12 protein-coding genes are annotated in these 26,106 nt (G+C 72.9%); 9 read left to right on the forward strand and 3 right to left on the reverse strand.

Going from position 1 to position 26,106, the window contains the following annotated elements; genetic code table 11:
• Window positions 1-37: 37 nt before the first annotated feature.
• Window positions 38-2,779: a cation-translocating P-type ATPase gene (locus ACIQ87_RS01025; protein ID WP_402399612.1), complete on the forward strand. Its 2,742-nt coding sequence runs from the start codon at window positions 38-40 to the stop codon at window positions 2,777-2,779.
• A gap of 28 nt (window positions 2,780-2,807) precedes the next feature.
• Window positions 2,808-4,517, forward strand: coding sequence for a SulP family inorganic anion transporter (locus ACIQ87_RS01030; RefSeq protein WP_402399615.1), 1,710 nt, complete (start codon window positions 2,808-2,810; stop codon window positions 4,515-4,517).
• A 56-nt stretch (window positions 4,518-4,573) separates the two neighbouring features.
• On the opposite strand, the gene ACIQ87_RS01035 is transcribed toward ACIQ87_RS01030, so the two are convergent.
• Window positions 4,574-4,969 (reverse strand): VOC family protein, encoded by a 396-nt coding sequence (locus ACIQ87_RS01035; RefSeq protein ID WP_402399618.1) that lies wholly within the window; start codon window positions 4,967-4,969, stop codon window positions 4,574-4,576.
• A 178-nt stretch (window positions 4,970-5,147) separates the two neighbouring features.
• Between ACIQ87_RS01035 and ACIQ87_RS01040 the strand changes: the two genes are divergently transcribed.
• Together ACIQ87_RS01040 and ACIQ87_RS01045 are read left to right on the forward strand one after the other, a co-directional pair.
• Complete coding sequence (locus tag ACIQ87_RS01040; RefSeq protein ID WP_402399620.1) at window positions 5,148-6,164, forward strand: chitinase; 1,017 nt, start codon at window positions 5,148-5,150, stop codon at window positions 6,162-6,164.
• Between the two features lie 199 nt (window positions 6,165-6,363).
• The gene (locus ACIQ87_RS01045; protein WP_402399623.1) at window positions 6,364-7,086 is read left to right on the forward strand and encodes a DUF4232 domain-containing protein; all 723 of its coding nucleotides are present in this window, start codon (window positions 6,364-6,366) and stop codon (window positions 7,084-7,086) included.
• Between the two features lie 59 nt (window positions 7,087-7,145).
• Here the strand turns inward: ACIQ87_RS01045 and ACIQ87_RS01050 are convergent, their stop codons facing one another.
• Window positions 7,146-8,195, reverse strand: a complete 1,050-nt coding sequence (locus tag ACIQ87_RS01050) for a sensor histidine kinase (protein ID WP_402399625.1) — start codon at window positions 8,193-8,195, stop codon at window positions 7,146-7,148.
• Window positions 8,185-8,850 (reverse strand): response regulator transcription factor, encoded by a 666-nt coding sequence (locus ACIQ87_RS01055; RefSeq protein WP_402399628.1) that lies wholly within the window; start codon window positions 8,848-8,850, stop codon window positions 8,185-8,187. The genes ACIQ87_RS01050 and ACIQ87_RS01055 overlap by 11 nt, the downstream gene beginning before the upstream one ends.
• A 228-nt stretch (window positions 8,851-9,078) precedes the next feature.
• On the opposite strand from ACIQ87_RS01055, the gene ACIQ87_RS01060 reads away from it, so the two are divergent.
• From ACIQ87_RS01060 to ACIQ87_RS01080, 5 genes are all read left to right on the forward strand, one after another.
• Complete coding sequence (locus ACIQ87_RS01060) at window positions 9,079-13,764, forward strand: multicopper oxidase domain-containing protein (RefSeq protein ID WP_402399631.1); 4,686 nt, start codon at window positions 9,079-9,081, stop codon at window positions 13,762-13,764.
• Between the two features lie 116 nt (window positions 13,765-13,880).
• Complete coding sequence (locus ACIQ87_RS01065) at window positions 13,881-20,213, forward strand: beta-ketoacyl synthase N-terminal-like domain-containing protein (RefSeq protein WP_402399634.1); 6,333 nt, start codon at window positions 13,881-13,883, stop codon at window positions 20,211-20,213.
• 85 nt (window positions 20,214-20,298) lie between these two features.
• Window positions 20,299-22,146 carry a glycoside hydrolase family 15 protein gene (locus ACIQ87_RS01070; protein ID WP_402399637.1) on the forward strand — a complete coding sequence of 616 codons (1,848 nt, stop codon included), beginning with the start codon at window positions 20,299-20,301 and terminating at the stop codon, window positions 22,144-22,146.
• 402 nt (window positions 22,147-22,548) lie between these two features.
• Window positions 22,549-24,576: a PEP/pyruvate-binding domain-containing protein gene (locus ACIQ87_RS01075; protein WP_402399639.1), complete on the forward strand. Its 2,028-nt coding sequence runs from the start codon at window positions 22,549-22,551 to the stop codon at window positions 24,574-24,576.
• A gap of 146 nt (window positions 24,577-24,722) precedes the next feature.
• Window positions 24,723-26,078, forward strand: a complete 1,356-nt coding sequence (locus tag ACIQ87_RS01080; protein WP_402399642.1) for an acetyl-CoA carboxylase biotin carboxylase subunit family protein — start codon at window positions 24,723-24,725, stop codon at window positions 26,076-26,078.
• The last annotated feature ends 28 nt before the right edge of the window (window positions 26,079-26,106 follow it).

Consider the following 26,106-nt stretch of genomic DNA (forward strand, 5'->3'; position numbering starts at 1 on the left):
CGCGGACCTGACGTTCCCGGACCTTGAGGAGTGAAGAATGCCGGATCAGGCAGGGCCGTCCGGCCCGCAGGAGTCCCCGGCCCCCTGGTACGCACGGACGCCCTGGGAGGTCGCGGTCGCGCTCGGGGTGGACCCGGGGGCCGGGCTCACCGCCGCCCGGGCGGCCGAACTGCTCGCCGCGGGCGGGCCGAACGCGCTGCCCGAGGAGAAGACGAGGCCGGACTGGCTGCGCTTCCTCGACCAGTACCGCAGCTACATGCAGATCATCCTGCTGGCGGCGGCGGTGGTCTCGCTGGCGATCAGGGAGTGGACCACCGGCATCCTGCTGATCGTCCTGACGCTGTTCAACGCGGTGGTCGGCCTGCGGCAGGAGGGCAAGGCCGAGAGCGCGATGAACGCGCTGCGGTCGATGATGAAGGCGACCGCGCGGGTGCGGCGGGACGGCACGGAGGCGGAGATCCCGGCCGAGCAGCTGGTCGTGGGCGACGTGGTGCTGGTCAGGGCGGGCGACGAGGTCCCGGCGGACGGACGGATCGTCGAGGCCAGCGCGCTGCAGATCGACGAGTCGGCGCTGACCGGCGAGAGCGTCCCCGCCGCCAAGGACGCCGGCACCCTGCCGGCCGAGCCGCTGGGCCCCGGCGACCAGACCAACATGGCGTTCATGAACACCCCGGTCACCCACGGCAGCGGGCTGCTCGTCATCACCGCGACGGGCGCCGGCACCGAACTGGGCAAGATCTCCGGGATGTTGTCGGCGACCGAGAAGGAGCAGTCGCCTCTCACCAGGGAACTCAACACGCTGACGCTGTGGATCGCGGCGGCGGCCGGTCTGACCATGGTCGTGATGTTCGCGCTCGGCCGCAGCCGCGACCAGGCGTGGGACGCCCTCTTCGTCAGCGCGGTCTCGCTGGCCATCGCGGCCATCCCGGAGGCGCTGCCGACGGTCAGCCAGGTCATCCTCTCGGTCGGCAGCCTCAACCTGGCCAAGCGCAACGCGATCGTGAAGGAGCTGCCGTCCGTCGAGACCCTCGGCTTCACCTCGGCCATCAACTCCGACAAGACCGGCACCCTGACGATGAACCAGATGACGGTCGTGGAGGTGCTCAGCCCCACAGACCGCTACACCGTCTCCGGCACCGGCTACCGTCTCGACGGGCGGATCCACCACGCGGTGGGCTCCGCCCCGAGCATCGAGGAAGCCGTGCTGCCCTACCTGGTCGCCAACGACGCGAAGCTGGTCGAGGGCGAGGTCGTCGGCGACCCGACCGAGGGCGCCCTGCTCGTCCTCTGCCACAAGGCCGGGCTGGACATCGAGGGCACCCGGGAGCGCTTCCCCCGGCTCGCCACGCTGCCGTTCGACCCGAGCTACAAGCTGATGGCCAGCTTCAACGAGGCGAAGGACGCGGACGGCCGGGCGGTGGTGCGGTGCTTCGTGAAGGGCGCGGCCCCCGCGGTCACGGCCCACGCCTCCTCGGCCGTCTCGGACGGCGTGGTCGTCCCCTGGGACGCGGACCTCGGCGGACGCGCCCTGGCGCAGACCGAGCGGATGGGCGGCGAGGGGCTGCGGGTGATGGCCGGGGCCGTCCGCGACCTGGACCCGGCAGACTTCGACCCGGACGGAGACCTCCTGGCGTACGTCCGGGACCTGCGGATGACCAGCCTGGTGGCCATGGTCGACCCGCCGCGCGAGGAGTCCCGGGCCGCGGTCGCCAGCGCGCAGGCCGCCCACATCCGGGTCCGGATGGTGACCGGCGACGACGTCACCACCGGCGCGGCCATCGCCCGCAAGCTCGGCATCGAGGGGGAGGCCGTCCTCGGCGCCGACTTCGCCGCCCTGCCGGAGCACGAGCGGCTGGCCCGGATCGACGGCATCGGCGTCGTCGGCCGGGTCGCGCCCGAGCACAAGGTGCTGCTCGCGGCCACGCTCAAGCAGAAGGGCGACGTGGTCGCGATGACCGGCGACGGCGTCAACGACGCGCCGGCGATCAAGGCCGCCGACATCGGCATCGCCATGGGCAGCGGCACCGACGCGGCGAAGAACGCGAGCCGCATGGTCCTCGCCGACGACAACTTCGCCACCATCGTCTACGCCGTGGCGGAGGGCCGGAAGCTCTACGACAACCTCACCAAGTACATCCGGTTCGTCCTGGTGCTGCTGGTGACGTTCGTGCTGACCTTCCTCGGCGCCACGGTCCTGAACATCGCCGCGGGCGAGCCGTTCACCCCGGCCCAGGTCCTGTGGGTCCACTTCGTGGTCAACGCCCCGTTCGGCTTCGCCCTGGGCTTCGACCAGGAGAGCCCAGGTCTGATGCGGCGCACCCCGCGCCCGCGCGGCGAGACGGTGCTGACCAGGCCCGTGATGGTCACCGTCGGACTCGCCGGGCTGGCGATCACGGTCGCCCTGCTCGGACTGATCAAGCTGGGCGAGGCGCGCTACCACAGCGCGCACGTCGGCAACTCGATCGCGTTCACCGCCTTCGCGCTCTGCCTGATCGTGGCGGCCTTCGAGTGCCGCAGCGAGCGCGCCACCGCGCTAAGCGTCCGCACCTTCGACAGCAGGCAGATGAACCGGGCGGCCCTGGGCGAGTTCGTCCTGGCGGTGCTGGTCACCCAGATGGACGCCTTCCACCGCGTCCTCGGGACCACCGACATCGACGCCCGGCAGTTCGGCTGGGCCCTGCTGGCCGCCGTCGTCCTCCTGCTGCTGTGGGAGCTGGGCAAGTTCGTGGCCCGCCGAACGCCGGCCGCCCGCGCCGCGGCGCCCGACCCCCGCCCGTGACGGTGTTCCGGAGCCCCTGAGGAGACGCATGGCCGCCGGTGCCCCCGACCGAGACCGGCGCCGCATCGTGCCGGCCCTGCCGGGACTCGCGGTGCTCCGCGGCTACCGGCGCGCCTGGCTGCGGGGCGACCTGGTGGCCGGTGCCACGGTGGTGGCCTACCTGGTTCCCCAGGTGATGGCGTACGGGAGTGTGGCGGGCCTGCCGCCGGTCACCGGGCTGTGGGCGATCCTGCCCGCGATCGTGCTGTACGCCCTCGTCGGCTCGTCCCGGCTGCTGTCGGTCGGGCCCGAGTCGACCACGGCGCTGATGACCGCCACCGTCGTCGGCCCGATGGCCGGCGGTGACACCGCCCGGTACGCCGTCCTGGCCGCGAGCCTGGCCGTCGTGGTCGGCCTGCTGTGCGTGGCGGCCTGGCTGGCCAGGCTCGGCTTCGTCGCCGACCTGCTCTCGCGGCCGGTGCTGATCGGTTACCTCGCGGGCGTGGCACTGATCATGATCGTGGACCAGCTGTCCAAGCTCACCGGGGTCGACGTGCGCGGGGAGGGGTTCTTCCCGCAGCTGGTGTCCTTCGCGTCGAACATCACCGAGGCCCACCTGTCGACGGTCGCCTTCAGTGCCGCCACCCTGCTCTTCCTGCTCCTGGTGGCCCGCCTCCTCCCGCGGCTGCCGGGACCGCTGCTGGCCGTCGTGCTCGGCACCGCGATCTCGGCGGCGTTCTCGCTGAAGGACCACGGCCTCGCGGTGATCGGCGAGATCCCGGCCGGGCTGCCCCGCCCGGCGCTGCCGGACCTCGGCGAGCTGAACCGGCTGCTGATGCCGGCGCTGGGCATCCTGCTGGTCGGCTACACCGACTTCATCCTCACCGCGCGCGCCTTCGAGAAGCCCGGGCAGGAGCGGCGGCTGGACGCCAACCAGGAACTGCTGGGCCTCGGCGCGGTCAACCTCGGTGCCGGGTTCTTCCAGGGCTTCCCGGTGAGCAGCAGCGCCAGCCGCACCGCCCTGGCCGAGTCGGCCGGCGGCCGCAGCCAGCTGTACGCGCTCACCGCCGGCGTCGGCGTGGTCGCCGTGCTGCTGTTCCTCAGCCCGCTGCTGCACGACACGCCGGACGCCGTCCTGGGGGCCCTGGTCGTGTTCGCCGCGCTGCGGATGATCGACCTCGCCGGGTTCCGCAGGCTGGCCTCGTTCCGGCGCCGTGAGCTGCTGCTGGCGCTCGGCTGCATGGTCGGCGTGCTGACCCTGGACATCCTCTACGGCGTCCTGGTCGCGGTCGGGCTGTCGGTGACCGAACTGCTCAGCCGGGTCGCGAGACCGCACGACGCGGTGCTCGGCCTGGTGCCGGGCGTGGCCGGGATGCACGACGTCGACGACTACCCCGAGGCCCGGACCGTCCCCGGCCTGCTCGTCTACCGCTACGACTCCCCGCTGTTCTTCGCCAACGCGGAGGACCTCAGGCGGCGGGCGCTCGCCGCCCTGGCCGAACAGCCGGAGCCGGTACGGTGGTTCGTCCTCAACACCGAGGCGAACGTCGAGGTGGACATCACCGCCTTGGACTCGCTGGACGCCCTGAGGCTGGAACTCGCCGCGCAGGGAATCGTCTTCGCCCTGGCCCGGGTCAAGCAGGACCTGCGCGACGAACTCGACGCGTACGGCCTGAGCGAGTCCGTCGGCGCCGACCGGATCTTCCCCACCCTGCCCACCGCGGTGGCCGCCTACCATGCCTGGGCGGGGTCGCAGTGACGCACGGCGGCCCCGCCCCGCGCACCGCGGGACGGGGCCGCACCCGGGCGTGCCGCTCAGTCGAGGCAGAACTCGTTGCCCTCGACGTCCTGCATGTTCTGGCAGGACTCGTTCACCCCGTCGGCCAGCAGCAGGGTGCCGCGCACCGCGCCGAGGGCGACCAGCCGTGCGCACTCGGCTTCGAGCACGGCGAGCCGCTCCTCGCCCACGAGCCCGGTGCCGACCCGCACGTCGAGGTGGACCCGGTTCTTGACGACCTTGCCCTCGGGGACGCGCTGGAAGAGCAGCCGAGGACCGACACCTGAGGGGTCGGTGCAGGCGAACCAGTCCACCGGCTCCTCGGACTCCTCCGGCGTCGGTGCGACGTACCCCAACACCTCGGCCCAGAAGCGAGCGAGGCGCACCGGGTCCGCGCAGTCGAAGGTGACCTGGAAGTTCTTGACCGATGACATCGGGCCACCCTAGCAAGGGCCCGTGGTGCTCGACTCGCAATAAAAACGCGCAGGTTGGCGTGTGGGGCGACCGCCACCGGCGCACCGTTGGGAAACTTTCCTAACGAAAGCCATTGACCCGGGCGCCCGGTACCCCGATTCTGTGAGGCATCTGACGGATCGACGAAAGCGAGTTGGCATGCGCACGACCATGGGAGTCCGTCTCGCCGCCCCGCTGCTGGCCGCCGCCCTCGGCTCGGCCGCCCTCCTGCTGGCCCCCGCGGGCTCCGCGACGGCGGCGGTGCCCGCGGCTCCCGCCGCGGCGGCCGTGCCCGGGATGGCCGCCGCGCCGTACGAGTACCTCGGCTGGGGCGACCCGCAGAAGCCGACCGACGTGATGAAGGCGACCGGCGTCAAGTGGTTCACCCTGGCCTTCGTCCTCTCCGACGGCGGGTGCAACCCGAAGTGGGACGGCAGCCGGGCGCTCACCGGGGGCTCCGACGAGGCCGCCGTCAAGTCGATCCGGGCGGCCGGCGGTGACATCGTGATCTCCGTCGGAGGGTGGAGCGGGAACAAGCTCGGCGAGAAGTGCTCCAGCGCGAGCGCGCTGGCCGGCGCCTACCAGAAGGTGATCGACGCCTACCGGCTGAAGGCGCTCGACATCGACATCGAGAACACCGAGTTCGGCAACGCGACGGTCCGTCAGCGGGTGGTCGACGCACTGAAGATCGTCAAGACCAGGAACCCCGGCATCGTCACCTACGTCACCCTGGGCACCACGCCGACCGGCCCGGACGCCAACGGCAAGGACCTGATCAAGCGCGGCGCGGCCGCGGGCCTGGCGAACGACGGCTGGGTGGTGATGCCCTTCGACTTCGGCGGCCACAGCGGCACCATGGGCCAGGCCACGGTGAGCGCGCTCGACGGGCTCAAGGCGGCGGTCAAGAGCGCCTACGGCTACACCGACGACGTGGCGTACCGGCACATTGGCGTCTCCTCGATGAACGGGAAGACCGACGAGGCGGGGGAGACCGTCACCACCGGCGACTTCCGCACCATCCTCGGCTACGCCCAGCAGCACCACCTCGCCCGCTTCTCCTTCTGGTCCGTCAACCGCGACCGCGCCTGCGGCTCCGGCACGGACGCCGACGCGTGCAGCGGCGTCGCGCAGGCCCCGTACGACTTCACCAGGATCGTCGTCCAGTACCAGGGCTGAGCCCTCCGGCGGGGGCGGGCTGCCGGAGGGTCCATACGGCCGCGCGCATGTCAACCATGGCGCACCTGATCGTGTGTCACAGTCCGGTCCCCGCCGTGTCCCGGCGATTGTGACGCCGTTCGTGGCACCGGAACCGGTCGACCGGCCGTCCTGTGGTGTGTCCGTCGCAAACAGCACGCACCGCCATCGGGGAGCCACCATGACCGTCCGCCGGAACCGCCGTCCGCTGCTCGCCTCCGCCGTCCTCGTCGTCGGCGCGGGGCTCGCGCTGACCGCCTGCGGACCCGAGAACACCGACGCGGCCGGCGGCTCGACGGCCTCCGCGGCCGCCACGGTGGCCGCCACGCCTTCCGCGGCCGCCACGGCCGGCGGCGCGCCCGCCGCCGGGGCGCCGTCGCACCCCGCTCCGCCGAAGCCGTCCGGCGCGAGCGCGTCGGGCGGCACCAAGTCCGACGGGGGGAGCGCCGCCGCCGCCCGCCCGTGTGACATCCAGAACCTCTCGATCCAGGTGACGGTCCGCTCCGGGGCGCCGAGCCAGCGGGTGATCGAGGTGCACAACACCGGTGCCGGCGCCTGCACTCTGAGCTCCTCCCCGGCGGTCGACCTGGGCAACTCCACCTCGGCCGACCAGAGCGGGAACATCCGGCCGGTGCTCGCCAGTGGCACCTCGCGCTTCCCGGTCCCGGCCGGTCAGAAGGCCTACGCGGTGATCGACCTCGACCCGAGCGGCGCCACCACCGGCACCGCCCCCGGCATCGACGAACTCAACGTGCTGGTCGACCAGGACGGCACCAACATGCCGCTCGCGAACACCCGGAACTTCCCACTCGACAGCGGCGTGCGCGTCCTGAACCCCAAGCTGGGTCTCTACCGCTCCACCGTGGCGGACGCGGGCTCCTCCATGGCGGCCGCCCCCAAGTAGCCCCCGATCGGGCCCCGGTGACCGGGGCCCCGGCGGCCCGGGCTCCAGTGGCCCGGGCCTCAGAGCGCGTCCGACGGCTCCCGCCGCCCGCCCGCCGGCGGGTGCGGCGGCAGCGTCATCCGGAGCAGCGCACCGGCCGGCGGCTCGGAAACGACGGTGAGTGCGCCGCCGTGGCCCTCGACGACGGCCCGCGCGATCGCCAGGCCGAGCCCGGTGCCGGGGCGGCCCGACGACCGGGGCCGGCCGCTCCCGTCGTCGGCCCGCGACCCGGCGAAGCCGATGCCGGTGTCCTCCACCTCGACCACGGCGCTGTCGCGGGTCGCCCGGCAGCGCAGCGCGACGGTGTCGCCGTCCACGGTGAACTTCACGGCGTTCTCCACCAGGGCGTCGAGGGCCGCCTCCAGTCGGGACTCGTCGCCCTCGACCAGGACGGAGGGCGCGTCCAGGAGCCAGTCGCGGTGCGAGGCGGGCCGCCACCGCTGGACGGTGCGCCGCAGGAGGGCGCCGAGGTCGACGGGCGCCCACTCGAACATCGCGGGCTCGTAGGCGTCGGCCAGGACGAGCAGCCGGCCGGCGAGGCCGCCGAGCTTGTCCAGCTCGTCCACCACGACGTCGAGGTCGTCCCTGCTCTCCGGGGTCGACAGCTCGTCGCGGACCATCTCCGCGTAGCAGCGGGCCACCGTGATCGGCGTGCGCATCTCGTGCGAGCAGTTGCGCACGAACAGCTCCTTGACCTCCTGGGCGCGGCGCTCGCGCTCGACGAGTTCCCGGGTCTGCGCGAGGGCGGCGGCCCGCCGTCGGACGTGCCAGACCATGCTGAGGAAGACCAGCGCCATCAGCGGCACCTCGGCGAGCTCGTCCCACTCGGCGCGGCCCTGCGCGATGAACCGGCCCAGTGCGGCGCCGGTGACCAGCGTGACCGCGGCCAGCACGGCGGAGGTGCGACGGGCCGACCAGTTCTGGAGGCCGTAGACGATGGACATGCTGATCCACACGAGGTGGAACACCACGGTCTCGAGGGCGGGTTCGACGAGCAGCAACAGCTGGCTGCAGCCGGCGAACAGCACCCAGCCGGCGAAGACCAGCCGCCCGGGACGCTCAGCCGGCACTGAAGGCGTACCCGACGTTGCGCACCGTCTCGATCACCGGCCGGGGCACCTTGCCGCGGATCCGGCGGACCGTCGCGTCGACCACGTTGCTCCCGAGGTCGTCGGTGTGGCCCCAGACGCTCGCGAGCAGTTCGCGCCGGCTGCACACCTCCCCGGCGCGCCGCATCAGGTGTCCCAGCAGCATGAACTCGCGGTGCGACAGGGGTACTTCCCTCCCGGCGAGGCTGAGCGCCTGCCGTTCGAGGTCGAGGGCGGCCGGCCCGACGTGGAGCCAGCGCTGGACCATGCCGGCGGACGGCGCGCGGAGCCTGGTCCGGGCGCGCTCCACCAGCTCCGCGGTCGCGAAGGGCTTGCCGAGGAAGTCGACGGCGCCGAGCCGCAGGCAGCGGACCCGGGTGGCGACGTCCACCACGGCGGACAGGACGAGGACCCGCTGGTCGGGCCGGCGGTCGAAGGCGCGCCGCATCACCTCGAAGCCGTCGTACCCCGGCAGCATGAGGTCGAGCACGACCAGGTCGAACTCGTCGTCCCGCAGGCGCTGCACGGCGTCCGGGCCGGATCCCGCGCCGTCGACGACGTGACCGTCGGCCTCCAGGGCGCGCTTGAGGTAGGCGCGTAGCCGTGCTTCGTCCTCGACGACCAACAGCCGGGCCATGATGGGCTGGTGCCTCCTCCCCTCGCCGCATCGCCCCCAGGGCTGCCGTCTGCGGCTGCGTCGGATCCTATAAGCGCCACACCTGGCATGACAGTCGGATGATAAGCCTGTCATCTTCGCTCCACTCCCGGCGGTTCGACCACAGACTTGTCGCGCGCGCGTCACCCGAGCACGCGAGCGGGGGCAGACCGCCAAGGGGAGAGGAAAGGTGTGTTCACCGAACAGACAATGAGGACGTCGGCACGGCGCACACGGCGCACCGCCGCACTGATCGGCGTCGGGGCGGTGGTGGCGGCCCTGGTGGGCCTGCCGCCGTCGCCGCTGCCACTGGTGCCGGAGGCCGCCGCCGGCGGGCCGAGCAGTGCGACGGACGAGACCAAGGCGCCGCACTACTTCGGCCCGTGGGCGAACTGGGCCAACAGTCCGCTGACCCGGTCGACGGCCGAGGTGTCCATCGCGTCCACCGTGATGGAGGTCGGAAACCCGCTGGTCGACCGGGCGTTCGCGACGGACTTCGCGACCCCGCCGGGCACCCTGGGGCCGGTCCTCGTCGTGCTCGGCGGCTCCCCGCTGCCGGCCGGCACCCTCAGGAGCTTCCGGACCTGGAACCAGGCCAAGCCCGCGGGCAGCCCCTCGACCTCCGAGGGCGGGCTCTTCCACGCCTACGTCCTGCGGCCGACGGGCGCGCCGGACACGTACACCGTCGTGGCCGACAGCGGGCCGAGGACGGTGCCCAAGCCGACCGCGGCGGCCGGGGAGGTCGCGACGTACGACGTCCCCGACGTCGCCGTGCAGGCCGGCGACCGCATCGGCTTCTACGGTCAGGGCATCCCGGTCGACACCGGCGTCGGCGCCGCCACCGACGCCTTCCTGTACCCGGCCGGCGTCGACGGCACCACGAATCCGCCGACCAACGTGCCGCCGGCCGCGGGCGGCACGGTGACGCTCGGTTCGGCCGCCTACCCGCGCTACCCGGCGCAGGACCGGACGTACTCCTTCGGGGCGCAGGTGCTCCCGGCGACCACCGGGACCGGAGCCACGGCGACGGCCACGGTGGACCCGCGGACCGGCGGCATCGCGAGCATCGAGGTGACGTCCCCCGGGCGCCACTACGTCGCGGGCGCGACCACCGTCACCGTCGGCGGCGGCAGCACGACGGCGACCGCGAAGGCCACCGTCAAGACGACCGGGAGCGTGGTCGGCCTCACCGTCGGCGCGGCCGGCAGCGGCTACGGCGGCTTCGCGGTCGGCATCACCGGAGGCGGCGGCAGCGGCGCCACCGCGACGGCCTCCGGCGGGGTGGACGCCGTGACGGTCACGGACGGCGGGGCCGGCTACACCATGCCGACGGTCGACTTCGACCTTCCCGACGACCCGAACGGCACCGCGGCCAAGGGGCACGTCGACCCGGCCGACCTCACCGCGGACGGCACGGTCACCAAGGTGACCGTCGACGAGCCCGGCAGCGGCTACGGCACCGCACCCGGCGTCGTGATCCGCAACGGGACGCTGTCCGACCCGATCAAGGGCGCGACGAAGGCGACGGCCGTCGCCAGCCTGAAGCTGCTCGCCGTCACGGTGGGCGGGATCGGCTCCGACTACACCGCGGCGCCCGACGTCACCGTCACCGACCCGACGGGCAGGGGCGGCACCGGGGCGGCGGCGACGGCCGTGACGGACAGCGGCGCGATCAGCGGGATCGAGGTCACCGACCCGGGAGCCGGCTACCTCACCGTCGGGATGAAGAAGTTCCAGGACACCCTGCCGCTGACCTGCGACCCCGGGACGAACGGCACCGGCTGCCCCGACGTCGCCCAGCTGCAGGCGCCGTCGACGAAGCCCTCGGAGAAGTTCATCCCGGTGGGCGTGCCGGAGCCCGTCACCACCAGTGGCAAGCCGGCCGACGAGTACGTCATCGGCCTCGTGCAGTACCTCACCCGGTTCTCCTCCGACCTGCCGCCGACCCTGGTGCGGGGCTACGTCCAGCTGTCCACGGACGCGGTGCCGGGACGGAAGGTCCCGCTCTACAACGAGCTGATGGACGGCACCAGGCAGCCGCTGCCGTACACGGGCGTGGCCTCACCGCAGTGGATGGGCCCGCTCATCGCCGCGACCAAGGACCGGCCGGTGCGGATCGTCTTCCGCAACCTGCTCCCGAAGGGCGCCGACGGCAACCTGTTCCTGCCGGTGGACAGCAGCGGCATGGGAGCCGGCATGGTCCCGATGACGATGCCCCCGCCGAAGAACGACGGCACCGTCACGGACGCGGTGCGCAACCCCCCGTGCACCGACGACAAGTCCGGCTGCTTCACGGACAACCGGGCCACGTTGCACCTGCACGGCGGCGTCACACCGTGGATCAGCGACGGCACCCCGCACCAGTGGATCACCCCGGCCGGCGAGACCACGTCGTGGCCGCAGGGCGTCAGCGTGCAGAACGTGCCGGACATGGTGGACGCCACCGGGGCGACGCTCTGCGAGGCGAAGGACGACGGCTGCTCGACCTTCTACTACACCAACCAGCAGAGCGCGCGGCTGATGTTCTACCACGACCACAGCTACGGCATCACCCGGCTGAACGTGTACGCCGGCGAGGCCGCGGGCTACACCATCACCGACGACACCGAGAAGGCCCTGGTCTCCGGCGGCACCATCCCGGGCGCGGCCGACACCATCCCGCTGCTCGTCCAGGACCGCACCTTCGTTCCGGACGACGCGCAGCTCAGGGACCGCAAGGACGCCACGGGCAGGACCGTCGCCTACGGCCAGGACCCGACCTGGGACGCCAAGCGCTGGGGCGGCAAGGGCAGCTTCTGGTACCACCACGTCTACATGCCGGCGCAGAACCCGGGCGACCCGTCCGGCATGAGCTCGTACGGCCGCTGGATGTACGGGCCGTGGTTCTGGCCGCCGGCCGGTGACACCAGGTTCGGGCCGATCGCCAACCCGTACCACGACCCGAAGTGCAAGCTGGACGACCCGTCCACCTGGCAGTACCAGGTCGCCCCGTTCTGCGAGCCGGAGCAGATCCCCGGCACGCCGAACATCTCCATGGGCATGGAGCAGTTCAACGACACGCCCGTCGTCAACGGCGTCGCCTACCCGAAGGTGACGCTGCAGCCGAAGACCTACCGGCTGCGGCTGCTCAACGGCGCGAACGACCGGTTCTTCAACTTCCAGTGGTACAAGGCCGATCCGAAGCAGGGCGACGGTACGACCGAGGTGGCGCTGAACGCGGACGAGCTGGCGGCCGCGCAGACCGACCCGAACGTGTCACCCACCCCGGCGGACGCCAACAACGACGCCGCCGGGCCGGACTGGATCCAGATCGCCAGCGAGGGGGGCTTCCTGCCCGCGCCGGCCGTCATCGACGGTCAGCAGCCGACGACCTGGATCACCGACCCGACCCGCTTCGACGTCGGCAACGTGGACAAGCACTCGCTGACCGTCGCGCCGGCCGAACGCGCCGACGTGCTGGTGGACTTCTCCAAGTTCGCCGGCAAGACGCTCATCCTCTACAACGACGCGCCCGCCGCCTACCCGGCGCGCATCTCGTCGTACGACTACTACACGGGCGCCCCCGACCTCACCCAGTCCGGCGGCGCACCGAAGATCCTGCCGGGCTACGGCCCCAACACCCGCACCGTCATGCAGGTGACCATCGCGGACACCGCACCCGCGCCGACCTTCAACCTGGCGAAGCTGCAGGCCGCCTTCAAGCACCACGCGGACGGCTCCGGCGTCTTCGAGTCCGGGCAGAACCCGGTGATCGTCGGACAGGCGGCCTACAACTCGGCCTACGGCACCGGCTTCGCGGCCGGCAGCAACTGCAACGTCAAGAACGGCTCGGTCAAGACCTGCGACGGCCTGGTCCGGGTGAACGACACGTCCACGTTCGGCTTCAACACGCTCAGGGCGCCCACCGCCAAGACCTCGATGCCGCTACAACCGAAGGCCATCCACGACGAGATGAACGCCTCGACCTTCGACGAGTACGGCCGGATGTCGGCCAACCTCGGCGTCGAGGCCTCGCCGCCGACGCCGGGGGCGCAGAACGTCACGCTGTACCCGTACGTCAACCCGCCGACCGAGCTGATCGACGGCACCGCCCTGCCCAGGGCGGACGCGAAGGTGACACCGATCGGCACCGGCGCGGACGGAACGCAGATCTGGCGGTTCACCCACAACGGGGTGGACACCCACCCGATGCACTTCCACCTCTACGACGTCCAGGTCCTCAACCGGGTGACCTGGGACAACATCGTCATCAAACCCGACGCCAACGAGCTGGGCTGGAAGGACACCGTGCGGATGAGCCCACTGGAGGACACGATCGTCGCGCTGCGGCCGACCGTGCCGACGGTGCCGTTCGAAGTGCCGAACTCCGTCCGGCCACTCGACCCGACGATGCCGCTCGGCAGCACGGCGATGTTCAACAACACCGATCCGCAGGGCAACCCGACGGCGGCCATCACCAACCGGCTGGTCAACTTCGGCTGGGAGTACGTCATCCACTGCCACATCCTCAGTCACGAGGAGATGGACATGATGCGCCCCCAGCTGCTGGCCCTGCCGCCGACGAAACCGAGCGGGCTCACGTCGACCGTCATGGGCACCGGCGGCAACGCCCGAATCCGGCTGGACTGGCAGGACAACTCGATCAACGAGACCTCCTTCGTCGTCCAGCGGACGAGTGACGGCGGAACCACCTGGGTTGACGCCGGGACGGTCGAGTCGCCACTGGACCAGTCCAACACCCACGGCACCCGCACCTTCGTCGACCTGGCGGCGCCGGTGACCACGCCGTACCTCTACCGGGTCGTCGCCCTCAACACCGTCGGGTTCGGCGGCGAGTTCCCCGGCATGACGGTGCAGTCGGTGTCGGACCCGCTCCAGGTGACTCCGGCACCGTGACCGGGTGATCGTGCACGACGGGAGGGCGGGCCTGGTGGCCCGCCCTCCCGCCTGTGCACGGAGAGTTGTCGGAGGCGTGTGCTAAGACTTCGTCCACCGACCCTCAGAGGTGCACGATGCAAGAGCTGATCCTCCGTCACGCCGCCGACCGCGAACGCAAGACCGCCTTCGCCGATGCCGACGGCGCGGTCGACTACGGCGAACTCGCTCGCCGCACCGCCCGGGTGGCCGGCAACCTGTGCGTCGACCGCGGCAGCCGGGTGGCGCTGCTCCTGTCCAACGGAGTGCCCGCGATCGCGGCCACCCTCGGCGTCTGCCGCGCGGCCGCGGTCGGTGTCCCGCTCGACCCGCGCGGCGGCGACGACGAGCTCAGGTCCCGTCTGGAGGACAGCGGCGCCGGGCTGGTGGTCACCGACCGCGAACACCTGGCGCTGGTGCGGCGGGTGGCCGGGGTCCGCGTGGTGACGGTGGACGAGCTGCTCGTGGCCACCCGTGACCGGCCGCGGGACGACCTCGCACCGGACGAGCCCGCCTGGCTCCACTACACCTCGGGGACCAGCGGGGAGCCGAAGGGCGTGCTGTCGACGCAAGGGGCCTGGCTCCGCTCGGCCGACCACGCATACCGGGGGCTGCTGGGCATGACCGGCGACGATGACCTGCTCTGGCCACTGCCGCTGTTCCACGCGTTCGGGCACTCGATGTGCGTGGTGGGCGTCCTGGCCCTGGGCGCGAGCGCCCACGTGATGGACCGCTTCACCGTGGACGCGGCCGCCGCCCTGCTCCACCGCACGCCGTTCACGGCCCTGGCGGGCGTGCCGACGGTCTTCGGTCAACTCCTGGACGCCGGGGCACCGTTGCCGCCGCTGTGCCTGTCCGCCGGGGCCCCGCTGCCCGAGGAGCTGCGGGCCAGGTTCCGCCGCACGGTCGGCCGGGAACTGCACGACGGTTACGGCAGCACCGAGGCCGCCGGGAAGATCGCCGTCGACGGCGTCGTCCTGCCCGGGATCGACCTCCGCTTCGAGAACGGCGAGATCCGGCTGCGGATGCCCGGGTCCGAGCGGTGGCACGCCACCGGAGACCTCGGCCACCAGGAGAACGGCCGGCTGGTGGTGACCGGCCGGGCGGGCGAAGTGATCATCCGCGGTGGGGAGAACATCCACCCGGCCGAGATCGAGCGGGTCCTGGCCGGCAGTCCCGGCGTCCGGGAGGCGGCCGTGACGGGCGAACCCGACGCGGTGCTCGGCGAGGTGCCCGTCGCCTACGTCGTGGGCGACGCGGATCCGGCGGCGCTGCTGGCCCTCTGTCGCCGCCTGCTGCCGGCGCACCGGGTGCCGGCCGGGATCCGCCCGGTCAGCCGGATCCCGCGGACCGCCACCGGCAAGCCGGTCCGGCGCCGGCTCCGGTTCCAGTACGTGCTCGACGCGGTCCGCCGGGAGACGGCGGCGATCACCGGTCGAGCGCCCGGGGCGGACCAGCCGTTCGCCGAGGTCGGCCTGGACTCGCTCGGCACCGTCCGGCTGCGGGACCGGCTGGCCGCCGAACTGGGCGTCGCACCGCCGCCCTCCCTGGTGTTCGACCACCCCACGCCCCGCGCCGTCGCCGACCACCTCACGGGCGCGGCCGCCGGCCCGCCGCCGCCCGTCCGCCAGGCGGCCACCGAGCCGATCGCGATCGTGGGCATGGCCTGCCGTTACCCCGGCGGGATCAGCAGCCCCGAGGACCTCTGGCGGGTGGTCGCCGCCGGCCGGGACACGATCACCGGATTCCCCACGGACCGGGGCTGGCCCCTGGACGAACTGTTCCACCCGGATCCGGACCACCTCGGCACCAGCTACGTCACCCGCGGCGGCTTCCTCGACGGCGCGGCCGACTTCGACGCGGCGTTCTTCCGGATGTCCCCGCGCGAGGCCCTGGCCACCGATCCGCAGCAGCGGCTGCTGCTGGAGACGTCCTGGGAGGCGTTCGAACGGGCGGGCATCGAGCCCGCCTCACTGCGGGGCAGCAACACCGGCGTGTTCGTCGGCGTGATGTACAACGACTACGCCGGCCGCTTCCGCGGCACCGCGCACCACCTCGAATCCCAGCTCGCCCTGGGCGCGGCGGGCAGCGTGGCCTCCGGGAGGATCGCCTACGGCCTGGGCCTGCAGGGGCCGGCGCTCACCCTGGACACCGCCTGCTCCTCCTCGCTGGTCGCCCTGCACCTCGCGGCGGACGCCCTGCGCGACGGCCGGTGCGACCTGGCCCTGGCCGGCGGCGCGACCGTCATGGCCACGCCGGACAGCTTCGTCGTGTTCAGCCGGCAGCGCGGCCTGGCCCCGGACGGCCGGGTGAAGCCGTTCTCCGCGGCCGCCGACGGCACCGCCTGGTCGGAGGGCGTGGGGCTGCTGGTCCTCGAACGGGTCTCCGACGCGCTGCGCAACGGCCACCCGGTCCTGGCCCTGCTGCGCGGCTCCGCCGTCAACCAGGACGGGGCCTCCAACGGCCTCACGGCGCCCAGCGGCCCCGCGCAGGCGGCCGTGATCCAGCAGGCGCTGGCCGATGCCGGGCTGACCGGCGCCGATGTGGACGTGGTCGAGGCCCACGGAACCGGCACCGCCCTGGGCGACCCGATCGAGGCGGCCGCGCTGCTCGCCACCTACGGGCAGGGCCGGTCGACGCCGGTCCTGGTCGGCACGGTCAAGTCCAACCTCGGGCACACCCAGGCGGCCGCCGGGGTCGCCGGCGTGATCAAGTCCGTGATGGCGATGCGGCACCGCACCGTGCCCGCCACGCTGCACGTCGGAGAGCCCACCCCGCGCGTCGACTGGTCGGCCGGCGCGGTCCGGCTGGTCACCGAGCCGATGCCCTGGCCGGAGCCGGGGGCGGAGCCCGGGGCGTCGTCAGGCTCGGAGTCCGCGGCGTCGTCCGGGGCGCCGTCCGGCTCGGGGTCAGGACCGGTGGCCGGGCCGGCCCGGAACCGGCCGCGCCGTGCCGGAGTCTCCGCCTTCGGGATCTCCGGGACCAATGCGCACGTGATCGTCGAGGAGTACGAGCAGCTGCGGGTGGCGTTCCTGTTCCCGGGGGAGGGGGCGCGGACGCCCGGCCCTGTTCCCGGCCCGGCCGCCCGGTACCCGGTGTTCGCCGCGGCCTTCGAGGAGGCGCGCGCCCACCTGGAACCGGCGCCGGGCGCGGCGGTCGGCACCGGCTCTGCGTTTCGGACGGACCTCGACCGGGCGGCCGTCTTCGCCCACGAGGTGGCGCTGTTCCGCCTGTTGGAGTCCTGGGGGTACCGCCCGGACGCGCTGCTCGGGCACGGCGTCGGGCAGATCGCGGCGGCCCACGTCGCGGGCGTGCTGTCCCTGCCCGACGCGGCGAGGCTGCTCACCGCCCACGGGTCGGCGGAGTTCGCGGAGGTGGCGGGGAGCCTGACGTACCACCCGCCGCTCATCCCGCTCGTCGGCGCCCGCCCGGACGATCCGGACCACTGGGCGCGGCACCTGCACGAGCGGGACGGCCTCGCCGACCAGGTGGCGACGGTCGCCGGCGCCACTCTGGTCGACCTGGGCCCGGGTGCCAGGCCCGCCGTGCCCGGCGAGGGCGTCATCCCCACCACCGACCCCGAGCGGGCGGTGGCCAGGCTGCGCGGCACCCACGCCTTCCAGCGCCGGCGCTACTGGCTCGACCGCGTCACCGAGCACCCGCTGATCGAGTCGACCGTCGTCGTGCCCGGCTCCGGGGAGGTGGTCTGCACCGCCGACCTCACCGCCGGGTGGCTGCGCGACCACGTCGTCGACGGGACGGCGATCGTGCCCGCCACCGCGATCCTGGAGGCGGTGCTGTACGCCGGGGAGCGGGCCGGCTGCGACACCGTCGACGAACTGGTCCTGCACACGGCGATGCCCCTGCCGGGGACCCGGCGCGCCGAGGTCGTCGTACGCCAGGAGGCCGACGGCGCGAGGCCGTTCGAGGTGTACGCGAACGGAGTCCGCTGCGCCGTCGGCCGGCTGACCTCCGGCGGCCCCCGCGACTCCCACCCCGCGCCGTGGCCGGACCTCGGCACGTGGCCCCCGCCCGGCGCCGAGGAGGTCGAGGTCGACCACGCCGACTACGGACCGGCGTTCCGCGGGCTGCACCGGATGTGGCGCCGCGGCGACGAGCTCTTCGGCGAGGTGCGCGGGGACTTCCCGGACGCGGGGCGGTTCGCGCTCCACCCCGCCCTGTTCGACGCGGCCCTGCACCCGGCGCGGCTGCTCTCGGAGGGAGTGCCGTTCGCCCTGCATGGAGTGCACGTGACGGCGCGGGGCGCCACGGGGCTGCGGGTCCGCATCCGCGAGGGGCGGATCGCCGTCGCCGACCAGGCGGGCCGGCCGGTGGCGTCCGTCGACTCGATCACCGTGCGGAAGACCGCGAACGAGGCCTGGGCCGGGGCGGGGGCCGCGACCGCGAACGGAGCCGGGGCCGGGGCCGCGACCGGGACCGGCCGGGGCGCGCTGTTCCGCCCGGAGTGGCACCGGACACCGGGTCGGCCACCCGGGCGGGTCCACGAGGTGCTGCCGGGCGACGCACCCGAGGCCTTGGCACTCGCCCTGCGGGAGCTGCAGACGGCCGGTGACGAGCACCTCACCGTCCTGGTGCGGCCGGGGGACCTCGCCGGAGCGGCGGTGGCCGGCCTGGTCCGGACGGCGCAGGCGGAGCACCCCGGCCGGTTCACCCTGGCCGAACTCCGCGACGGGCGGGCCGAGACGGTGTCCGAGCGCGCGGACCTGCTCCGGGTGCCCGGCGGACCGACCGGCTTCCCCTGGCGGGGAACCGTCCTGATCACCGGCGGCGGCGCGCTGGGCCGGGCGGTCGCCGACCACCTGTGGGGCAAGGGCGTGCGCGTCGTGGTCGCCAGTCGCAGCGGCGAGACGCGTTTGGATGTCACCGACCGGGCGGCACTGGCCGATCTGGTCGACTCGATCGAGGACCTGCGGGCCGTCGTGCACACCGCCGGAGTGCTCGACGACGGGATCCTGGCAGCGATGACCCCGGAGCGACTGCGGACGGTCTGGCGCCCCAAGGCCGAAGCCGCCTGGCACCTCCACGAGTTGACCGCACACCGCGACCTGGACGCCTTCGTGCTGTTCTCCTCGGCGGCCGGTGTGCTCGGCCACGCCGGGCAGGCCAACTACGCGGCGGCCAACGGCTACCTGGACGAACTCGCACGCCACCGCCGGCGGTCGGGCCTTCCCGCGCTCTCCCTGGCCTGGGGCCCGTGGACGGTCGGGATGACGGCCGGCCGGACGGCCGCCTCCGGCCCGCCGCCCCTCACGCCCGCCGAGGGCGTGGCGCTCCTGGAGGCGGCGCTCGGCGCCGACGAGCCGGTCCTGGTGCCGATCGCCTTCGACCGCCCGCCCGGGCCGGAGGCCCGGAGCACACCGCGACCGGCCGCGCCGGCCGACATCCTGGAGATGGTGTGCGCCGAGGTCGCCGCCGTCCTCAGCTACCCGGACGTGCACCCGGACACCCCGATCCCCGACCTCGGCTTCGACTCGCTGACCTCGATCGAGCTGCGCAACCGGCTGGAGGAGCGGACCGGCCTGCGCCTGTCCGCCACGGTGGTGTTCGACGCCGCCACCCCCAGGGCCCTCGCCGAGCAGCTGCGCCCGCCGCCGGCCCCGGGGTCGCTCGCCTTCCTCTACCGCAGGCTGTGCGAGCTTGGCCGGCCCCGGGAGGCGATGCACCTGCTCGTCTCGGCGTCGTGGGCGCTGCCCTCGTCGGCGACGCTCCCGTCCGTCGCCCCGCAGCGGCTCGGCGAGGACGGCCGAGACAGCGGCGAGGGCCCGGCCATCGTCTGCTTCCCCGCCTTCGCCTCTCCCCCCGGGGAGTACGGCGCCCTCGCCCGGCACCTGCCGGGCCTGTGGGTGCTTCCGCACCCGGGGTACGACGGCGGACCCGTCCCGGTGGACGTGGCGGCCCTGGTCCGGGCCCATGCCGCCTCGATCCGTCGACTCGGCCGACCGGTGGTGCTGTTGGGCCGCTCCACCGGTGGCCTGGTCGCGCAGGCCGTCGCGGAGGAGGCCGCGGAGGAGATCGGCGCCGAGGCGGTGGTGCTGGTGGACACCCATCCCGTCCGGGACGAGCAGTGGCTCACCGAGCTGCCGGTCCGCAGCGCGCTCGGGCTGGACGAGCCCGGCCTCGCGGCGATGGGCGCGTACGCCCGCATCTTCCTGGACCGGCCGGGGGAGACGAGCGTCCCCACCCTGCACCTGCGCGTCGGCGACGTGCCGGGTGACCACCACTCGATCCTGGACGAGCACGTGGCCACGACGGCGGAGGCGATCCGGCAGTGGCTCTCCCGGACGGTGTCCGCGACGCCCACGGCTGCCGCCGGCCCGCCGTCCACGCCGCCCGCCGACCCGCCACCTCCGGGGGCGGGCGGTCCGCATCGCACCGGCATCACGGAGAGTGGCCCCGATCACGGAGGGTGAGTCGGAACAAGGCCTCCAGCGACGGTGTTTCCCGGGTGAACGGGCACGGCTGTCCGACGGTGGTCCACCGCGGTAGGAGGCCGGGATGACATTCGACGACGCCGGATTCGGGGGAGTGGACGGCTCGCGCTACCTGCCGATCGCCGAGCACGGTCTGATCGGCGATCTCAGGTCCGCCGCGCTGGTGGGGACGGACGGCACGATCGACTGGTACTGCTGTCCGCGTTTCGACGCTCCCAGCGTCTTCGCGTCCATCCTCGACGCCGACCGGGGCGGCTCGTTCGAGCTGGCCGCCGACGTGCCGACGCGCACCCGGCAGTTCTACTTCCCCGACACCAACGTGCTGATCACCCGGTTCTTCTCCACCGACGGGGTGGCGGAGATCCAGGACTTCATGCCGGTCGTGGACGACTCGCGCGAGGCCGGCCGGCACCGGCTGATCCGCCGGGTGGTCTGCGCCCGGGGAACCCTTCCGTTCCGGGCCCGGGTGGCTCCCCGCTTCGGCTTCGGAACCGAGCCGCACACCGTGCGCCTGCAGCCCCACGAGGCCGTCTTCGAGTCCCCGTCGATGGCGCTGGCGCTGACGGCCACCGTGCCGCTGGAACGCGACGGCGCGGACGTGTGGTCGCACTTCAAGCTCCTCGAGGGCGAGTCGGCGGTGTTCGCCCTCGACCGGGTCGGCGGTGACGTCACCCCGAGGTCGTGTCCCCGGGCCGAGGCGGAGGACCAGTTCGAGGCGACGGTGCGGTTCTGGCGCCACTGGCTGGCCGGCTCCCGGTACCACGGGCGGTGGCGCGAGATGGTGCACCGCTCCGCGCTGCTGCTGAAGCTGCTCACCTACGCGCCGACCGGTGCGATCGTGGCCGCGCCGACGACCAGCCTGCCCGAGCGGATCGGCGGCGAGCGCAACTGGGACTACCGGTACGTGTGGGTCCGCGACGCGGCCTTCTGCGTCTACGCGATGCTCCGGCTGGGCTTCACCGCGGAGGCCGAGGCCTTCATGGGCTTCCTCTCCGAGCGGGGCATCCTCCGCGGCGGCGGTGCCGGCATCGGCGACGCGGGGCCGCTGCAGATCATGTACGGGATCGACGGGCGCAGCGACCTGCCCGAGCGCGAGCTGCCGCATCTGGAGGGCTACCTGGGGTCCGCTCCGGTGCGGGTGGGGAACGCCGCCACCGGCCAGCTCCAGCTGGACATCTACGGGGCGCTGATCGACTCCGTCTACCTGTACGACAAGTGGGGGCAGCCGATCAGCAGCGCCCACTGGGACGAGGTCGGGGCCGTGGTGGACTGGCTCTGCGACCACTGGGACCAGCCCGACGAGGGCGTCTGGGAGACCAGGGGCGGCCGCAAGGACTTCCTGTACTCGCGGCTGATGTGCTGGGTGGCGATCGAGCGGGCGGTCCGGATGGCGAACCGGCGCGGGCTGCCCGCGGACCTGACCCGCTGGCAGCGCAGCCGGGACGCGATCTACCGGCAGATCATGCGGGCCGGCTGGTCGGCCCGGCGCCGGGCGTTCACCCAGAGCCTGGGCGGTGACCTCCTCGACGCCTCCGTGCTGATGATGCCGCTGGCCAAGTTCATCTCGCCCAACGACCCCAAGTGGCTGTCGACCCTGGACGCGCTGGGCGCGGAACTCGTCTCCGACTCGCTGGTCTACCGCTACGACCCGGAGGCCAGCCCGGACGGCCTGCGCGGGGCCGAGGGCACCTTCTCGATCTGCTCGTTCTGGTACGTCGAGGCCCTGGCCCGCGCCGGACGGGTGGAGGAGGCCCGGCTGGCCTTCGAGAAGATGCTCACCTACGCCAACCACCTGGGCCTGTACGCCGAGGAGATCGGCCCGACCGGCGAGCAGCTCGGCAACTTCCCGCAGGCCTTCACCCACCTCGCGCTGATCAGCGCCGCGTTCAACCTCGACCGCACGCTCGGCTGACGCGGAGTCACCACCCCTCGCCGGGTCGATGTCCCGGGTTGATGCCGGGGTTCCGCGGGCAAGAAGAAGACAACCCGAAGCCGAATGAACAGGGATTTGCGTGCTTCGGGCGAATTGGGCGCTTATCATCTGAGGTCGTACGGGAATCAACAATTCCGGAAATGCTCGATCGCGCACCGAGTATCGACCCCCCTTGTTGTGACCTCTGCCACAACTCGACGCGGCTTCGCGCTTTCCCTGACGGGACTCTTATGGCCGAATCACTTCGTGATGGCCTGATGTCATATGACCGTTCGTCAAACGTTCATAATGAATGGCAGTGTGTAGGCGGTCGTACCCGACCCTTTCTGCACCATGTGTGTACCGATCGTGCACACGATGACGAATGGCTGAACTGTGCGCATGACCCGTTCGGATCGCAACGACGCGACCACGCGGCCCCGCCTCTTAGGCGCAGGCGAAAAGCTCACCCTCGAGGAGTTCTCCGGGCTGGCCGGCCAGGTCGGTGGCTATCCCTATGTGAAGATCGTGCTCGACCGTGACGAGTCGGTGCTCCACTTCATCGACAGTGCCGACGGCATGCTCCACGTCCGCTACATCGGGTGCGAGATCCTCGGCATGTCGATCGACGAACTGGCGGGGCAGCTCGATTCCTTCAACGACGACGTCTACCGGAATCCCGACCGTCGTTTCTGTCTCGGCACCCTCGCCCGCCACACCCGTCACGCCACGGAAAGCGGCGACGAGGCCGGGACCTTCCTCTCGCTGGAGACGGTCGACGTCGACACCATGTCCCAGGACATGCTGCGGTTCTTCTACCACCGGGTGCGCGAGCACATCGACCCGTCGCTGCGGCTGGTCCTCAAGCCGGCCAATCACGCGCAGGAGGTCGACCTCGCCGACATCCCGGAGAGCGAGATACCGCGCGTCCTGTCCCACGAGCTCTACTCCGCGGCCTCGTTCGTGCCGCTGAACCCCGGGACGGCCCACGGGCGGCTGCGGGTGTTCCGCTCGGAGGAGGAGTACCGGGCCGACCCCGAGCCGCTGGAGTGGTACGACATCGTGGTGATGCCCCGGGTGCCCGAGGACATCCCCCGGGTGTCCGGCATCATCCACACCGAGCACACCACGCCGCTCTCCCACATCAACGTGATGGCCGCCGGCTGGCGGATCCCCAACGCCGTCGGCATCGGAGCCGTCGACCGGATCGACCGCGCCGCTCTGGCCGGCCGGTGGGTGAACTACCGGGTCGAGGCCGACGGCGAGGACCTCCGGCTCGAAGCCGCCGAGCCGGGCGACCCCGGGGAAGCCCGGCCGACCCCGTCGGCCGACCTCGTCACCGTGGACCGGCCCGACCTCACGCCCACGCCCGTCACCGCGCTGTCCGAACTGCGCGAGGGCGACCACGTGCGGTTCGGCACCAAGGCCGCCAACCTCGGCGAACTCACCCACCTGCTGCAGCACGGCTCACCCCGCTGGCTCGGCTTCTACCAGGTGCCCCGGCCGCCCCGGGCCGACCTGCTGCGCTACCTGGCCCGGCAGCTCGACCTCCCGGAGGACACGGACGAGGCCGAACTGAACGCCGCCGCACGGCTCCTGGTGAAGGAGTACGCCCACGTGCCGCGCGGGGTCGTGCTGCCGTTCTCCCTCCAGCAGCGCTTCCTCGACTCCTCCGAGCGGCTCCGGGAGGCCGTCGACCGGCTGGCCGCCGCCCTCGGGGACGGGACCCCGCGGATCGAGGAACTCTGCCTCGACGTCCAGCGGCTGATCCGTGACACCCCGCTGCCCGACCCGATCCGCACCGAGATCGACCGGGCGGTCGACCGCCACCTGTACGGCGCCCCCCTCCAGGTCGTCCGCAGCTCCTCCAACGCCGAGGACCTGGCCGGCTTCTCCGCCGCCGGACTGTACGAGTCGGTGGCGAACGTCAGCGGCACGGACGCGCTCCTCGACGCCGTCCGGGAGGTCTGGGCCTCGCTGTTCTCGCCCCGGGCGGTGCTGCTGCGGCGCCAGGCTGGCATCCCCCTGGACCACTGCCGGATGGCCGTGATCGTCCAGGAGCAGGTCGGCGCCACCGTCGGCGGCGTCCTGGTCACCTGCAACCCCCTGAGCCCGCAGGACTTCCGGGACGTCTACCTCAACATCTCGCCGCGTTCGGTGACCGACGTGGTGGACGGCCGGGGCGCCCCGCTCCAGTACCTGTACAACACCATGGAGGGCGGCAGCCGGACCATCTCGCTGGGCACCGCCGCCACCGACCTGGACGCCGCGACCAAGGACGTCGTGCGCCGACTGGCCCTGATCAGCCGGCTGTTGCAGGCGCACTTCTCGCCCGACGAGACGTACGCGGCCCCGGTCGACGTCGAGTGGGCGATCGAGGGCGACCAGATCGGCCTGCTGCAGCTGCGCCCCTTCCGCACCGCCGGCTGACGCGGCCGGACCGCCGTACGGTCCGCCGCCGCCCCCCGGCCTGCCACGGTCCGGAGCGATCCTCCGGGAGCGCGCGCGGGCGAGCCCCACGGGCCCGCCCGTCGGCGTGCCCGTGGACGAGTGAACTTCCTTCAGGAGAAAGTACGTTGAACAAGATCCTCTACGTCTACGTCAAGGGCGGAGCCCCGCTGGAGTACGCGTTCCCGCGCATCGCCGCCTGCGGCGAGCTGCACGTCCTCGCGCTGGCGCCGCTGCCCACGGCCGGGGAGGACGTGTGGCGGCCCAGCTGCACCAGCATCGAGCTGGTGCCCGAGGCCCCGCGCGGCGACGACCTGGTCGAGCTGATCGTGGAGTACGCGAAGGCCATCGGGGCCGACGCGATGCTGACCCTCTCGGAGTTCGCGGTCCTGGCCGTCGCGCACGCCGCGAGCCGGCTCCACCTGGCCGGCCCGGGGGAGGGGATCATCCGCGCCAGGGACAAGCGGCTGATGCGGGAGGCGTGGGAGGCCGCCGGGGTGCCGATACCCGCGTTCCGCCGGGTCGACAGCCTCGCCGACCTGACCACCGCGCTCACCGAGCTCACGCCCCCGCTGCTGCTCAAGCCGGCCTGGGGCGCCGGGTCGGTCGCCCAGATCGTGCTGGACTCGGTCGAGGAGGCCGCCCCCGCGTGGGCCGGCATCGAGAGCGGGCTGCGGGCGGGCAGCCAGGTCGGCATGAACGAGCTCTACGCCGCGGACACCGACCGGGACCGCCTGGTCGAGTCGATCGCCCAGGGCTCCACCGAGGGCTGGTACCAGGAGCCCGGCTACGGCGACTACGTGAGCGTGGAGGGGATCGTCGCGGACGGCGTCTACCACCCGCTGGCCATCACCGCCAAGCTGCCGACCGTGCCGTCCTTCGTCGAGGTGGCCAGCACCTCGCCCTCCGTCCTCGCGGAGCCGCTGCAACGCCGGATCGAGGAGGTCTCGCGGCAGGCCGTCGACGCGCTCGGGCTGGAGAACTGCGGCACCCACACCGAGCTGAAGCTGATGGCGGACGGCGAGCTGGTGGTCATCGAGACCGCGGCCAGGTTCGGCGGCCTGCTGACGACCAGGCAGGTCCACGAGGTCTTCGGGCTCGACCCGATCGGCATGCTGGTGCGGCAGCTGCTCGGCGAGCGGGTCGACTACCCCGCGGTCATGCCCCTCGACGGCGTCGGGGCCGCCGCCTCGCTGGCCGTCGTCCCGGCCGACGCGGCGGGCGTGCCCTGGCGGACCAGCCCGGTCTGGAACCCGCAGGCCGTGGACTGGCAGAGCCTGCTGTCGCCCGGCAGCACCATCGAGGCCGTACCCGCCTTCGCGATGCCCGCGGGCCGGACGGTCCCCGCCTTCGACCCGTCCGCCGGATCGCGCAACTGGCTCGGCGTCTACCTGCTGAGCGCCGTCGACGCCGCCACCCTGCAGCGCGACTGCAACGCCGTGCTGAACGGCATGGAAGCCGCCCTCAACCGGGCCGCCTCCTGATCCCGCGCACCCCGGCATCCCCCCCGAC

The organism is Kitasatospora sp. NPDC096204, assembly GCF_044763205.1.
Lineage (GTDB): Bacteria > Actinomycetota > Actinomycetes > Streptomycetales > Streptomycetaceae > Kitasatospora.